This window comes from Candidatus Margulisiibacteriota bacterium (assembly GCA_028715625.1).
Classification (GTDB): domain Bacteria; phylum Margulisbacteria; class Riflemargulisbacteria; order GWF2-35-9; family GWF2-35-9; genus JAQURL01.
The window spans coordinates 1-14636 of the sequence record JAQURL010000065.1; the positions used below are offsets into that span (position 1 = coordinate 1).

The 14636-nt window shown below is 37.7% G+C and carries 19 protein-coding genes; 15 read left to right on the forward strand and 4 right to left on the reverse strand.

Annotation, left to right across the window (positions count from 1 at the left end):
- The 3 genes from PHV30_09685 to PHV30_09695 form a co-directional block, all read right to left on the reverse strand.
- Positions 1 to 947: hypothetical protein (locus tag PHV30_09685; protein ID MDD5457286.1), on the reverse strand; the 947-nt coding region annotated here is incomplete at its 3' end.
- Positions 944 to 1555, reverse strand: coding sequence for a hypothetical protein (locus tag PHV30_09690; GenBank protein ID MDD5457287.1), 612 nt, complete (start codon positions 1553 to 1555; stop codon positions 944 to 946). The genes PHV30_09690 and PHV30_09685, both read right to left, overlap by 4 nt.
- A gap of 25 nt (positions 1556 to 1580) precedes the next feature.
- Entirely contained in the window at positions 1581 to 1778 is a 198-nt protein-coding gene (locus PHV30_09695; protein MDD5457288.1) for an ORF6N domain-containing protein, read from the reverse strand.
- Between the two features lie 148 nt (positions 1779 to 1926).
- Between PHV30_09695 and PHV30_09700 the strand changes: the two genes are divergently transcribed.
- The 9 genes from PHV30_09700 (at position 1927) to PHV30_09740 (ending at position 8992) form a co-directional block, all read left to right on the forward strand.
- The gene (locus tag PHV30_09700; GenBank protein MDD5457289.1) at positions 1927 to 2163 is read left to right on the forward strand and encodes a DUF3795 domain-containing protein; all 237 of its coding nucleotides are present in this window, start codon (positions 1927 to 1929) and stop codon (positions 2161 to 2163) included.
- Positions 2164 to 2254: 91 nt separating this feature from the next.
- On the forward strand, positions 2255 to 2542 hold the full coding sequence (locus PHV30_09705; protein MDD5457290.1) for a hypothetical protein: 288 nt from the start codon (positions 2255 to 2257) through the stop codon (positions 2540 to 2542).
- Between the two features lie 140 nt (positions 2543 to 2682).
- On the forward strand, positions 2683 to 3750 hold the full coding sequence (locus PHV30_09710) for a radical SAM protein (GenBank protein MDD5457291.1): 1068 nt from the start codon (positions 2683 to 2685) through the stop codon (positions 3748 to 3750).
- A 105-nt stretch (positions 3751 to 3855) separates the two neighbouring features.
- Positions 3856 to 5040 (forward strand): hypothetical protein, encoded by a 1185-nt coding sequence (locus tag PHV30_09715; GenBank protein ID MDD5457292.1) that lies wholly within the window; start codon positions 3856 to 3858, stop codon positions 5038 to 5040.
- A gap of 2 nt (positions 5041 to 5042) precedes the next feature.
- Positions 5043 to 5999, forward strand: a complete 957-nt coding sequence (locus PHV30_09720; GenBank protein ID MDD5457293.1) for a hypothetical protein — start codon at positions 5043 to 5045, stop codon at positions 5997 to 5999.
- A gap of 84 nt (positions 6000 to 6083) precedes the next feature.
- Entirely contained in the window at positions 6084 to 6404 is a 321-nt protein-coding gene (locus tag PHV30_09725) for a hypothetical protein (protein MDD5457294.1), read from the forward strand.
- Positions 6404 to 6814 (forward strand): hypothetical protein, encoded by a 411-nt coding sequence (locus tag PHV30_09730; GenBank protein MDD5457295.1) that lies wholly within the window; start codon positions 6404 to 6406, stop codon positions 6812 to 6814. Before PHV30_09725 ends, PHV30_09730 begins: the two co-directional genes overlap by 1 nt.
- A gap of 139 nt (positions 6815 to 6953) precedes the next feature.
- Positions 6954 to 7859, forward strand: coding sequence for a class A beta-lactamase-related serine hydrolase (locus tag PHV30_09735; protein ID MDD5457296.1), 906 nt, complete (start codon positions 6954 to 6956; stop codon positions 7857 to 7859).
- A gap of 38 nt (positions 7860 to 7897) precedes the next feature.
- On the forward strand, positions 7898 to 8992 hold the full coding sequence (locus PHV30_09740) for a hypothetical protein (protein MDD5457297.1): 1095 nt from the start codon (positions 7898 to 7900) through the stop codon (positions 8990 to 8992).
- On the opposite strand, the gene PHV30_09745 is transcribed toward PHV30_09740, so the two are convergent.
- A complete protein-coding gene (locus tag PHV30_09745; protein MDD5457298.1) occupies positions 8980 to 10029 on the reverse strand; it encodes a sugar nucleotide-binding protein in 1050 nt (349 codons plus the stop codon). The two genes, PHV30_09740 and PHV30_09745, sit on opposite strands and share 13 nt — an antisense overlap.
- Positions 10030 to 10104: 75 nt before the next feature.
- On the opposite strand from PHV30_09745, the gene PHV30_09750 reads away from it, so the two are divergent.
- The 6 genes from PHV30_09750 to PHV30_09775 all read left to right on the forward strand — a co-directional run.
- Complete coding sequence (locus tag PHV30_09750) at positions 10105 to 10671, forward strand: hypothetical protein (GenBank protein MDD5457299.1); 567 nt, start codon at positions 10105 to 10107, stop codon at positions 10669 to 10671.
- 246 nt (positions 10672 to 10917) lie between these two features.
- Complete coding sequence (locus PHV30_09755) at positions 10918 to 11349, forward strand: DUF882 domain-containing protein (GenBank protein MDD5457300.1); 432 nt, start codon at positions 10918 to 10920, stop codon at positions 11347 to 11349.
- A gap of 2 nt (positions 11350 to 11351) precedes the next feature.
- Positions 11352 to 12227 carry a tyrosine recombinase gene (locus PHV30_09760; protein ID MDD5457301.1) on the forward strand — a complete coding sequence of 292 codons (876 nt, stop codon included), beginning with the start codon at positions 11352 to 11354 and terminating at the stop codon, positions 12225 to 12227.
- 113 nt (positions 12228 to 12340) lie between these two features.
- The gene (locus PHV30_09765; GenBank protein ID MDD5457302.1) at positions 12341 to 13222 is read left to right on the forward strand and encodes a hypothetical protein; all 882 of its coding nucleotides are present in this window, start codon (positions 12341 to 12343) and stop codon (positions 13220 to 13222) included.
- A 249-nt stretch (positions 13223 to 13471) separates the two neighbouring features.
- Positions 13472 to 14209 carry a flagellar hook basal-body protein gene (locus PHV30_09770; GenBank protein MDD5457303.1) on the forward strand — a complete coding sequence of 246 codons (738 nt, stop codon included), beginning with the start codon at positions 13472 to 13474 and terminating at the stop codon, positions 14207 to 14209.
- Between the two features lie 24 nt (positions 14210 to 14233).
- Positions 14234 to 14636: flagellar hook-basal body complex protein (locus tag PHV30_09775; GenBank protein ID MDD5457304.1), on the forward strand; the 403-nt coding region annotated here is incomplete at its 3' end.

Consider the following 14636-nt stretch of genomic DNA (forward strand, 5'->3'; position numbering starts at 1 on the left):
GCTACTTTTTTTATTTTTCTGTCGCTTTTTACTGAACTCCCGGTGCAGATATTAATTATTTTTTGAAAATCCAGGGGAAATACTGGGTCCCTAGTGTCATAAAAGAATACGGTTCTGCCTGCAATATGGCAAATAAATGCTCCGGGCAGGAAATCCCAAAGTTTGCCGGCTGATCTGAGATATATATCTGTCTTGCCGGTGACTACGTGCATCAGCTCAACACTGCCGCTGCCCTTATGGGTTTTGGCAATATTAAAGGGGAGAGCATGCAGCATAAAGTCATTTTCTTTATTGAGTTTGTTCTGAATGTAGGAATTGGTATTCACGAACAGACCTTTTTTAAACAGATTGATCCTGTCAAATTTTCTGTTCCCCGCGACTATGACTCCGATTCCGGAAATACCTATAGTGAGCACTTGGTTGAATGGTTCCCAGACGATACTGAACCCTTCAGCCAGCTTGTCATCTTTGTTTATTTCCATCCTGGACAAGACAAAGCAACAGTTGCGCCCGCCTTCTTTAAATGTTTTAGTGCCGTCCAGAGGATCATAAATCCAGACTGCTTTCGGCTTATCCTGGAAAACGGTTTCGTTTTCCTCGCTGATGATCATATCTCCGGAATAATTAGCTGATATATAATTCTCGATCAGGCTATTTATTTCCAGATCAGCTTTGGTAACTATATCCATTTCCACATCTACGGAAATATTGTGTGAATTTCGGTAGCTTGTCATAATTCCGGTTATTTCCTGCAAAAGCGGCAAAAACAGGTTTAGTTGTCTTAAACGCTCCCGAGTTTCAGGTTTGTTTAATGTACCCCTGGAAGCTTTTCTGAAATTAACCGGTGCATTTGTGCCTATCAATAAATCGGCTGTTTTTATAATAAGAGAAAGGTCTGCTGCAGTCGGTAGTTTTCTTCTATATGAAATGATCTTTTTGCGCATCATGGTTCAGCTATTTCCGTTTTTGTTACAAAATTCAGGTGAATAAACCCTGGCTGAAGATTGATAATTTCATATTTCTCGGCCAGGCTGATGATTTTAAACGGCCCATATGCGGGTTTGGCTCCTTCGCGACATACGGCTACATGCAGCACTATATGCGGTTTTTCGAGAACAGCAATCAAACCGTCAAGCATTTCCCCGGAAGCTTCAATCAGGGCCTCCACAGCGTTTTCATCTTTTAGATTATTTACACTCAGAACATTAATGCCTGACCCGAATTCGTTGGCTATGGTCTGAATCGTGCCGCGAAAAGCCCGGCTGATAACTTCACCGAAAAATTTTACCTTGAAGGCCTTAGTATTAGCGGTTTTTTTTATGCCATCCAGAGCTTCTGTTATTTCTGCTTTTACACCTTTAGAAAGCACGGATTTTTCCACATTTTTAAGTTGCAAGCCCAGTTCTGTGATTACGATTTGCGGATAAAGAGAAGTCTCTTTCCAAAGCAAAAGTTTTTGCGGGAAATTTTTTATAAATGTTTGTTGATCTGCATATCTTACCAGACTAGATATTTTTAACTTCAGATTATCAGCGGCTATTAATTTTGTTTGCATGTCATACTCTTTTTTTAATATGTCGTTATATGGAAATATTAATTTCAATATAATGTGAGAATTGAATTTGCGTCGCATTTTGCGATAGCAAATTTATTAACTCATTTTTAGTCAGTTGAAACATAAATGCTTCAGGAAATCTTGCGATATTCCTTCTAACCTGTTCATGTGAGCATTTCACTTGTACACCATATGCCGCCTCTCTCCTGTCGTGTTGCGACATCCTCTCTCCGCCTGCGGATAAAGTGGGCATGAGCAAAGCGAATGACCGGGTGAGGCGGAATTTAACTTGTTCATAAGTTCAGTGTTAATTTATTATTTTTTATCAATGAGATATACTTTAAATAAAAAAATAACAAAGGAGCTAAAATATGCAAATCGGAGTTTGCGGTATATCCTGTGAAAAATGCCCGAAGATGACCAAAGGTCAGTGCCCTAACGGTGACATCGGCTGCAAACCGAAAGAAAATAGGTTCTGCGCCATAGCTACATGTGCTTTTAAAAAAGGTATAGCGCTCTGTTTTGAATGTACGGAATTTCCTTGCGAAACCACTAAAAAAGGGCCGATAAGTTACGGATATTGCTGCTATTTGGCCGGCCGGAGTTAAAAATATTCCCAGCGATTTTTAGAAAAAAAGCATGCAACATCTCGCTATTCTGTTCGATAATTTATTATCAGTAAAAATAAAGGAGAATGACTTGCTTAAATATAAAATTATATCCGATAAAAAAAACACAACTCTCCCGGATACTGATAAAGCGGGGAAATTAGAGTTAATAAAAGAACTCACAAGTTATTTAAGGGATTATCAGGTTCCAATGACAAGAGTTATAAAGGAAAGACTGGATAATTGTTCATTATCGCAATTAAAATCCTTGCATATTTATATAAAAAGCCTTGTTCACCAGTATAAGCTGGCAAAACAAGATGAAAGCTTTATAAATGAACAAGTTCTGATTGAATTGAGAGATCATTTTAATCTTTAATACCATAAACTTGTAGCTAACCTGCCGACTTTCTGTAAGTCACATTAATCGACCGTAATCTTGGAGTTCATAAATAAACTTCAGAATTTTATGTTTGCACCTTTTACAGTTTTACACTTTATAAGATAATTAAAGAAATTATGCCGGCAGATTATATAAATACACTCAACCTGACCATCAGAAGCCTTTTCAGAGATATTTTACGCATAACTTTTTTTAATCCGGCGTTGGCTTTATTTGCTTTTAGAACCATAAATAACCAGAAAAACGCGGCCCGGCTCAGAAGAATTAATGCAGAACGGGGTCTGCATGTTCCTGCTTTTATGATTTTCAGTCTGACCTCAAAATGCAACCTTAATTGTCACGGCTGCTACTCCAAAGCCTTTAATCGTTCCGGCAACAAAGAAATGAGTAATGAACAGATAATAAAAGTGTTGCAGGAAGCTTCAGAGCTGGGAATATCTATTGCTTTGCTAGCCGGAGGAGAACCTTTTACAAAAACAGCTTTTCTGGAGATGACGGCACAGCTTCCCAACATGATTTTTCCGGTATTTACCAACGGCCTTTTAATAACCGAAGAAATTGCTGAAAAGCTGCAAAAACAAAAACATGTTATCCCCGTTATAAGTATTGAAGGTTATGCCGATTATACTGATAAACGGCGAGGCGCCGGAGTTTACGCCGGTATTCATAATGTTCTGAATAGATTAAATAAGCACCATGTTTTCTGGGGTATGTCCATAACTTTAACCAGACATAATTTTGAGATTGTTACACAGCATCAATTTATCAGAGAGCTTGTGTCTTTAAAATGCCGGCTTTTCTTTTTTATTGATTATATACCCGTGGAAGAAGGTTCGGACGATAAGGTCCTTACTATCGAGCAGCAAGAAAGTGTGAGGCCGTTGCTGGCAGAACTGCGTTCCAGGTATCGGGCTCTGTTTATAGGTTTCCCCGGTGACGAAGAAGCCTTCGGCGGTTGCCTGGCCGCGGGCAGGGGATTCGTGCATATCAGTCCTGACGGTAGTCTGGAGCCTTGTCCTTTTTCTCCCTATTCCGATATTAATGTTACTACAGCAGGCTTAAAAGAAGCGTTGAACTCAAAACTTTTAAAAACAATCAGGGATAACAGCGATAAACTGCAGGAACATAGCAGCAGTTGCGCCCTCTGGGAAAACAGGGATTGGGTAGAGTCTCTGCTTAACTAAACTGTTCCAATATTTTTTTTCCATGGATTTTTAATCCGGCCGTACGATAATTCCTTTGGATTAAACCGATAAAATCGGAAATGTAGGATAGCAAAGGAGCATTTCATGATGAATTATAAAATAATTTCCCAGCTTAGCGCAAAGGATCAACTATACCTGATGGTTTGCAAAAACATTACTGATGACGCGCTCGAAAAACTGCTGGCTGAACTTAATAAAGGTGTGCCGGGGAAATTGACTTTGTTAAAAGAATTATATGAAAAAGGTACTGTTTTTACAAAAAAACAGCTGATAAAAATCGCGGTAAATTTTCAGGCTGATAAGTATTTGTTAAAGGATATCATAAATAAAACCAGGGAATTCGCTAATAAAAATTACATTAAACTTTCTAAAGAGATAGATTTTAAAAACAGCAAAGTTCTGCCCAAAGAAAAATTTCATTACAATCAATACACCGGAGATTTTTTTGTTGAAGGACAAATAACTCCGGATGAAAGCAGGGCTTTACTTGCGATATTCAAAGAACAGTCTGACAGGATGGCACTCTCTGACTTTAAAAATTTTCTTATTGAAAAAGCTGATTTGCTGGATTATATGTTTGATCAAATCTTGCCCGTCATTGAAACCCTTAATATGAAGTTATGGCTTGAATTTAACGGGAACCATTTGTTGTCGCCAAAATTCAGCAAAGTTAACTGGCTGTTAAATTCTTTTTCTTTGTATGAAATGATGGAAGATGATCGTATGTATTCTTCAAATAAACTGCTCGAGGTATTGGCAACTGATACAAATAGAGTGCGTCAGTTATTTGATAAGACTTATGATTTGTTGAAAGGTGAAAACCTGTATACCGAGAAGAGCGTTTGCGGATATGATCATCCTGTCCGAAATATTTTATTTTTATGCGCCAAAACCGGGAAATTAATTCCCAACCAGTATACTCAACTTTTGCTGGAACATAATGAAAATATGTTTTTCGCTTTTGACCATGACGCGAAAAGGGAAGCTGATAGAAGTTTGTCTCTTTTAATAACTGATAAACAATTGGATGAAAAAAAGTTGAACAAACTTTTCAATAAATTATTCGAACACTATTTAAACTGTACGAAAAAAGAGTGTGAGGACCGTTTATTGTACTTTATGGTAAAGTCGATACAATCCGGTAATATAAAAAATTTATGGGACAGACAGGTGCTTTTTGATCATCGAAAAAATGATTTCAACGAAATAACAGAAGCTCTTAAGCAGGCCAAACAAAATTTTCAAAAAGTTTCAACAGGAAGGTCCTGATTATGAAAAGCAAGATAATTTCTCAACTGACCGCCAAGGACCGGCTGTTCCTGATGGTTTGTAAAACCATGACTGATGAAGGACTGGACAAACTACTGATTGCTGCCGAGCAGGGTGTGCCCGGCAAACTTGCTTTATTAAAAGAATTGTATGAAAAAGGCATTATTTTGACAGAGAAACAGTTGATTAAAATAGCTGTCAACTATCAGGAGGATAAAAAATTACTAAAAGATTTAATAAATTCCCTGAAGTTTTCTTTAAGGATGAATAAGGAATCGGCTGATTATGCCTTTGACCTCATGCTACCGGTTATAGAAAAAATAGACATAAATATATGGATGGGAATAAACGCGAATATATCGTCGCAATATTTTCATCCTTTACATCTATTAATACAGGCTTTTGCCGGCACAAATATGAAGGAAAATCACACTGTGTATTCGGCGCAGGAGCTGGTCCCATTGTTAAAAAAAGATGCTGAGAGGTTAAGGAAACTATTTGATAAAACTTTTAGTCTCCTGCATGAAGAGAATAAATATACACAAAGACCCTATGGAGGTTATGATCACGCTTTAAAAAACATACTGGTGTTGTGCGCCGATACTGGGAAGTTAACTCCGAATCAGTATGTTCAGCTTATCATCGAGCATGATGATTCATTATTTTTTTTAAATGAAAACGCCAGAGAAGAAGCTATCTATCAACTAGGTTTTTTAATAAATAGAGGAACAATGGATGATAAAAAATTAAACAGGCTTTTTAACAAGTTATTTGAACATTATAAAACTTGCACTGAGACCGAATGCTCAGGTCGAATCTTATACCTTCTCGTTGATATTATAAAAAAAGGCAACATAAAAAATTTATCTGCAAGACAAATATTTTTTAACCGAAGTCTATTTAAGGAAAGTGAAATAGCTCAAGCCTTAATCAATGCGAAATGTGGTAATCAGGTCTGACTAATCGTTAAACACAACAAATATTGTAATTCAAAAAGTTTCTCGATAAACTATTATTAATATATAAGAATAGGGAGAATAAATATGAGGAATATTTCCAGAATTTTTTTGTTTGTACTGTTTTTGGGTACGTGCCTGTTGGCTCAAACGGTTGATCCGTTGCTGCCTGTCATTAATGTGGGCTGGGCGGCCATGTTCAATAAATGGGCCATGAACCTGGGCTGGATCATTGTCGCCTCCATCGGTTTCGGTCTGGGCACCGGGATTGCGATTAAAATTTTTGATTTGGTTTCGGTTGGAATAGATGAATGGGAAGAAGTAAAAAAAGGAAACCTGGGTGTTGCCGCTATTATTGTCAGCATTATAGTAATGGTTGGTGTCATAGTGGTAGTAAGCATTTCTTAATGAAAAAATTTCTAATAATTTTTCTGACATTTTCAATAATGTTTGCAGCCGATAGCCTTACCTGGCAGAGAAAAGGCGGGGTGAACTATATAATTATTCCCGAGATAACCAAAGGCCAGAGCTATGATATCCCGTACCCGGGCCTAAAAAAAGGACAGACCGTTACTTTCGCGGTAATGGGCAGAGGAACTGGCAATCTGGACGTAGATGCCATGCTTTATGATGATACCAATACTTCACTTTCCTCAGATACGGAAGTCGGGCCGATAGCTGTTGTTTCTCATTATTTTGACGCGGACACTCCTGTTTCTCTAAAAGTGACATGTTCCAGCGGCAAAGGCCCCCTGGTTATTTATGCCGAGGAATCATCCAGATTGACCAAGATTTTAGCCGGTCTGATCATGAAATGATTTGTTGACTTGATTTATTCCAAAAAATTTTGTATAACTAGATAGTGTATCGCTTAGTTTGCGGTCATGTTAGTCGGATTACAGGGGTTCTGGCTAAAAATCAAATTTTAGGTGGAAAATGGAAAGTAAAGCACGGAGGATGATTTTTTCTGCGCGTTCGATTCTAAAAATCGGGTTTGTACTATCTGTATTTTTTCTTTCTTTTGCTTATCCGGTTGTTCCGGAAATTTTATGCAATAACAAAACTCAACCCCAATGGATTTCAGATATTATGAAAGATATTAATGCCCAGATAGATAAATATGCCTTGCCTGGCGGTATCGTAGGAATAGTCATAAAGGATTTAACCACCGGAGAATATTTTTCCATGAACGGAAATATTATTTTTAATCCTGCCAGCGTTATTAAGGTACCGGTTATGGTGGAAGCGTTTCATCAGGTAGAAAAAGGAAAATTGTCTCTGGATGAAAGACTTGTTTTGAGACAGGAAAATAAACTGGTAGGTTCCGGAAGTCTGCAATATTTTCGCTGTGGTAAAAGGTTTTCTGTTCGCAGGCTTATAGAGCTTATGATAACTGATAGCGATAATACTGCTACAAATATGCTGGTGAATCGTCTGGGCATGCAGAATATTAATGAATATATGCGCCGTCTGGGATTGCGTCACACTGTAATCAAAGACCCGACTATGTTTTGTAAAGTTGAGGGCCAGCATAATATAACTTCTCCTGTTGATATGGTAATACTTCTGGAAAAAATGTATAAAGGTACACTGGTAAGTAAAGCCGCTTCTGAAGATATGTTGAGTATTATGAAAGGTCAGCGTCACAAATGGGGGATTGCCAGATTTTTACCTCCTACCGTTACCATAGCCAACAAAACCGGCTCACTTGATTTTGTGCGCAACGATGTAGGGATAATACTGGATAAAGATAAACCCTATGTTATATCAATATTCAGCAAACATCTACCGTCCAATCATTATGGAAGTATCCTGGTGGGTTCTCTTTCCAAAGTGGTTTACGAACGTCGCAAGCAAACCTGATCTTTTCAACTGCCCGGCAATCTGCCATTATATCTTTTATGAATGGTCATATACAGGTCAGGGAATTATTTAGCGACACTGGTAATCTCAGTGCATACGGCTTGAATTATCTTGACAGCTTTTTTCCTGAATTCGGTGAGTTGGCCAACCATGGCCGATTGGATTATTCCCGTCGCAGTCACACTATAATTACGCTGGAAAGCTTTTATAAAGTTCTGATTGGAAATTATAAGGGATTTTGTCGTATTGCTGCCAATGCCGGTTCGTCAACTTTTATAACCGCGGATCAATTTCATGATTTACAACAAATAATTTTAAAAAATTGTTCAACTTCAAAGGACCTGGAATATTTATTTTTGCTGCTGCTCACCCATGATTTTGGAGTACTTCATGGGGGAGATTCCCGACATTTTGTAAAAAGCGGAGTAATGTGTGCGAAATTTTTTAAATCCGCCGGATTTGATGATCCATATATATGCATGGCTCAAAAGATAATAGGAAATCATTCTTATTTCGGTGATTTATTTTTAGGTGAAGCCAGCACAACTTATGGTTTGCGTTTATATGAACAAATTATCGGACCGGAAAAGCAGCCCGAACATTTTTGGGAGTTGTTGTTTATTGTAAATGTTCTGGATATTAACAGCAGTGGCGATGGTTATCTAAGCGACAGGAAATATTCTGATTTAAAAAAAATACTAAAAATAAACGGTTTGAAAAAATTGAACAAGAAATGGTCTGAAGAACGTTATTTACATCTTTTACCGCATAAAAAAAATGGGGAAATTTTTTACTTAAATAATAAACAAAGTTTGCCGTCCGGAGCTGAAAAAATATATTTTCAATACTTCCATTATATTGCGAACAGGCTGGAGGATAATCAACTTGTAAATATGCTGCGTCTGGCAATTTTTTTGCTGAGGATGAAAAGTCAACGGAAATTGAACTGCTTTGAATTTATTTCTTTTTCCTCGGATGCCGAGAAAGATTTTCATTATATCGAGACTTTGCTGGATACATCTGTAAACTCCGAAGAACAAATAATCCTGAATAGCAGAAACGAAGGTCGGGTTAATGGTATTACTTTTAACATAACAGCTGATGACGGTTATTTGGATTTTCAGGTCGGCTGAAGGATTTCTTTTTGATAACGGATCAGAGCAACCGTTTCTTCCGTGGTTAGGACCAATTCGGCTCCAAGATTGGCAATGTTTTGCCTGGCCAACAGGTAATAGGGTCTGCGTATCAGGTTCCCGGGAACAGGTACTTCGTTAATAAGCCCCGGATTAAATCCATATAAATTCGCTACATCCTGAGCTAGTTGTTTGCGAGTAACAAGCTCAGGTCCAGGCAGATGAATTATTTTATAGGGTATTTCTTTTTTCATGAAAAGGTATCCCAGTTGCAGCAGCCTGTATCCGGTTTCCAGTGCGGACGCAAAATATCGGGCTTCATTTTGGAAAACATTTAAAGGTCGGTCAGCCATCAACGTTTCTTTTACCTGATCTTCCCAGGTTGTTTGATATTCCGTGAAGCCCAGGGTATTGGAAAGCCTTGTAATTAACGTAGAAATATTGGAACCGTAAATCAGTTCCTCACCGCTTTTTTTGGATAAGGAATATGTATTTGAATCCTGCGGATCATTTTCGGAAAGTGTTTCAGACAGTGAGTCGGAAATTTTATAACCGTCAAAAACACATTCGGTAGACAGTTGGATTAACTTTGTCGCCGGACTCAGCGCGCCGATCATATTTGCCAGAACGTTCGGGAACGTGGAATTCAAAAGCCAGGCCAGTTTTTCATTTTTTTGACAATCAGAAGGCTTGGCAAGCGCTATAGTGTTTATAATCAGGTCAGGTTTTGTTCCCGTTAATATTTTTTTTATTCCCTGAATATTAATGCCCAATATCTTGTTTTCCTGAAGGACAGGTAAATAAACCGCATTTTTAATTTTGTGAGAATTATATGTGGCTGTTATCGGAAGGTTTAACGAAGTCGCTGCTTCCAGTATATTTGTGCCTACAAGACCGGTACCCAGAAGCAATATCCTTTTTCCTTCCAATCCAAAGACAAGATTTTTAAAGATATTTTGTATCGACGCAATTTTTTCCTGCGCGTTTTTTAAATTTAACAGGTAGGCAGCATTGGTCGCGATTATTTTTGTCAGCATATTAATATATCGATAATACTTTCTTGTAATAACAAAATATTTTAAATTTTTTTAAAGGGATCACGATAATTATAAATGAGAAAAAAAATTATCAGTGTAAAAAACAATATTATTGATGGATTATACTTCAAACTGGTCAAGTATCTGGGAAAAAGAAAGGAAGAAGATATCCGAGTATACGGCCGGAGGGCAGAGGAATTATACATTGCCAGGCTTCCTTTATTAAATGGATTTTTTAACAATCCGAAAATTCAACATCTGAAAAATTTGCTGCCCCTAATAGCGCAAAGAACCATTCTTCAGCGGGAAGCTGATTGTGCAGGTGACACACAGATGAAAGCCATGTACTACGCCGGTCATCATTTGAAACAAATTGAGATTTTGCTGGCAGCATACATTTTGGGGATGAACCGCGAATTAATATGTTCAAATCAGATGATAAATTGTTTGAGTAAGGTGCTGGACTTTGTTGGTGATTATGAGACAAAATGTGCCGAAAAAGCCTTGTCTGTCTTTGTGTTCAGCCTGTATCATCTTTTCCCGGAATATAGAGCGGAATATTTGTTATATTTAGCGCAAAGAATTAACTCCGGTTCTTGCCGTGATAACGATAACCTGAAAAGTTTTTATCAAACATTTTAACAGGATTTATATATTCAAAAAACGCCATATATTTCCCTGAAATATTTTTGTAAAGTGTTCGATATATTTTCATAGACGTTAAAAATAAGGGGGGAATAAATATGCCGAAGACAGTTTCCAAATTTATAATGCCACTGGACGGCGAAGAGCTGGAAAAAATTACAGACAAATTATTTGATGTGCTTTTTAACTAAAAACATATTAAAACAATAATCTGTAGAATGTATTCCATGTTATAATAACACCATGGAGTACAAGATCAGCGATAATTTCGGCCGCAATGATTTTGCCTGCAAGTGCGGTGTCTGCCAGAATGAGTTTAAGATGTCTCTCACTTTGATAGGCATTCTGGAACATCTCAAAGTCAAATACAATCAGAAAATTAATATTATCAGAGCTTATGTTTGCGAAGAACAATCCAAGGTTTTATTCGGGAACAGCAATAAAGATTATCATCATCTTGGCAAAGCTCTGGACATCAGCATTGATAATGTTTCCATGAAAGATCTGCTCACTGAAGTGGAGGCCATGCCCGAACTTACGGGCATCGGTGTCGTTCCCCAGGAAAACCATATTCATATAGATATTCGTGATAAAGAACGTGAGGTCTGGATAGAAGAGCGCAAAGAAAAATTTCCTCTCACCACTCAAAAGAAACAACAATATAATCTTGCCTGACAGTGGAAGAACTTATTGAAAAGTTCCTGCTTTATTTAAATTTACAAAAAGGTTATTCCTATCATACGGTCAATTCCTATAAAGGCGACCTGCAGCAGTTCCTGGCTTTTTGCGCCAGTAAAAGTATAGAAAACATCAGGCAACTGAACGAAGAAATTATAAAAGAATATATTTATTTTCTTGAGAAAAATCATATCAAGCGACGTTCCATCGCGCGAAAAATTTCCGCTATAAAAAGTTGGTGGCGATATCTGCAAAAACAGGGGCACACCAAAAATGATATTTTTCAGCTTATTAATGTTTCCAAATTGGAAAAAAAGCTGCCGAATTTTCTGGAAGAAAGGGAGTTTGCCCAATTATTTTCTTATCTTAAAACAGATAGAAAGCATTTTCTCAGGAATTCTGCGATTATAGAACTTCTTTATTCAACCGGTTTGCGTATTTCAGAGCTCACCGGCCTGAATACTTCAGATATAGGTTTTTCCAATCAGGAAATAAGGGTAGTCGGTAAAAGGGAAAAAGAGCGAATAGTTATTGTGGGCAGGAAAGCTCTGAATGTCATAAAGGATTATACCGGCCGCGAACGGGGGAAATATTTAAAAAAAACAAAGCAACCGGCTTTATTTATTAATAACCGTGGGGAGCGGCTGACAGCCAGAACTATTCAACGGTTGTTTGAGGGCTTGGGAAAACAGCTGGGCAAACGGATCACCCCTCATGTGCTGCGGCATTCGTTTGCTACGGCCATGCTTAATCATGGCGCCGACCTGCGGGTGGTACAGGAGCTTCTGGGCCATTCCAGTCTGCAAACAACTCAAATCTATACCCATGTAACCCTGAAACGGCTGAAAGAGATTATCAATAAAGTAGAGATGTAGAATGTCTCTTCCCGGGAACTCTATCATACAAAAATTTAACATTATTGAATGAAATTTCTAAAGACTGCGCCCGATAAATTCCATAACCTGAGAAGTCTTTATAAGAAGTAAACATGCGATTATTACATAAAACCATAGCTCTTCAGACAACAGAAAGCATGTACATGCAGATATGCAGACATGAAGCTTCATACTTGGCATATCTTAATATGCTCCATAATAATAGATTAAATCTGTTCCATAAAACTACCCAAGAAATTGCTGCACAAAGTAAATGGAACAACAGCTACGCGTTTATGTTATGCGGTAGCTCAGCGCTGAATACCATGGGGATTATTTCCGATATAGATTATTTTTTTATCGTTGCCGACAAGAATGATATAGCTAATATTGCCGTTATTAATAAAGCATTATCACAAAGTTTTACAGGTCTGGATGTGGCGCAGAACCTGGCAAAGCTGTTTAATCAGGGAAAAGAAGCAATATTTAGCGAAGCAGTATTATCGGAACAGGTCCCCGGTTATTTTACAAACGATGAAATTTTTCGTAATTCTTTTTATTGTGGCTCCATTGTTGCGTCTGATGAGTTATTTGCGGCAAATTTAAGTGAGAAAAGGGAGCTCTTATGGAAAGAGATGAGAAGTAATTATTCTTTGAAAGAGTTATTGGCATTTTCATATCAAAAGAGCCGTGGAGTTGGAAATCAGAAATATATCTCAGGTAATTTAATGGCAAAAGTAAGATTAATAAAGTTTATGCATAAAATGGAACATTGTGTATTCTCACAGGAAAAACAACAGAGAATAAACGATATATCCATGACGCTATTAAGATTGCGTGATTATCTATATTTCAGTAACGGATGTAAGGACTTAAATTTTTCTGCCAAGGAATTATTGCGTTATGGTTTATTTCTTAATATCAACAAACTTGATGTTTATTTTCTGGAAGCGAATGATTTTCTGGACCACATTATTAAAAGAGTTATGGGGTAGGTTGGTAGCTATAACTCTTTTTAAATAACTGTACCTAAATAAAAATAGAGACGTAACTCATCCCCCTTGTTGTAAACCCACTATTTTTTAGTACTGCCTACTTTGGGGGGATGAGGTGCCCCCCTTGACAATCGTAAAAAAAAGAATATAACTAATAATAGTACAGGGAGGGAAAATTGCTGGACCGCTTGACGGAAGCAATGGTCAGCTGAAGCTGACATTCCCCAATATTAATGAGGTGTTTTAAGGATGAAGCAATCGCTTTTTATTTGCTCTAAGGCGATGGATTTGACCATGGAACGGATGTCGATCATCTCCAACAATTTAGCCAACGTTAATACCGTTGGTTATAAAAAAGATAATACTTATAACTTATCTTTTAAAAATGAATTTGCCAGGAACATTAATAATATCCAGTGTGCTGAAGTACCTGACCAGATGAAACAGGTTACAGACTATACAGCCGGGAATTATCGTTTTACCAATGATAAATTGAATATGGCGCTTGTGGGTGATGGATTTTTTAAGGTGCAACTGCCCGATGGGCAGACTGCCTACACTCGTAAAGGTGTTTTCAGTTTAAACGTAAAAGGCGAATTGGTTCTAGGCGATAATCCTGTGCTTAGCAAAAATAATACACCTATTAAACTTCAGGATAGTGATATCAATGTTGACTCAAGGGGAAATATCATGAATAGCAGCGGATTGATTGTCGGTCAATTAAATATTGTTGATTTTCCCAAACCATACCCGCTGGAAAAAATTGGTGGAACAATGTTTGTGCCCAAAGAAGAAGTTTCAGAGATACCTTCAAATGCACAGGTCAGACAGCAATATCTGGAAGAATCCAATGTAGACGCCTTGAGTTCCATGATAGAAATGATTAACTTGATGGAGGCAATGCGCCAGTATGAATCTCAGCAGAAAATGGTGCAACTGCAGGATGACGCGACAAACAGGTTGATATCGGATATTGCCAGAACGTAAGAAATAAAAGGGGGGGATTTTAAGATGTCCAGGTCAATGTGGATTGCGGCTTCAGGAATGATGGCCCAACAATTAAATATCGACGTAATAGCCAACAATCTAGCTAACGTAAATACAGTTTCATTTAAGAAAAGCCGGGCAGATTTCGAAGATTTGATGTACCAAAAAATGAATTTAACTCAAGTAGGTTATGACGGGAAAGCCAGCGAAGCTGTATCTTTGCAGATTGGTTTGGGCGTTCGCAACACAGGTGTTCCAAAAATGTATACAGCCGGTAATTTTTATCAGACCACAAACCAGTTGGATGTGGCCATAGAAGGCGAAGGTTTTTATCAGGTGCAAATGCCCAATGGAGATATGGGTTACACCAGAGCAGGAAATTTCAAGAAAGATGGTGAGGGGTATCTTACTACCGCAGATGGGTTTT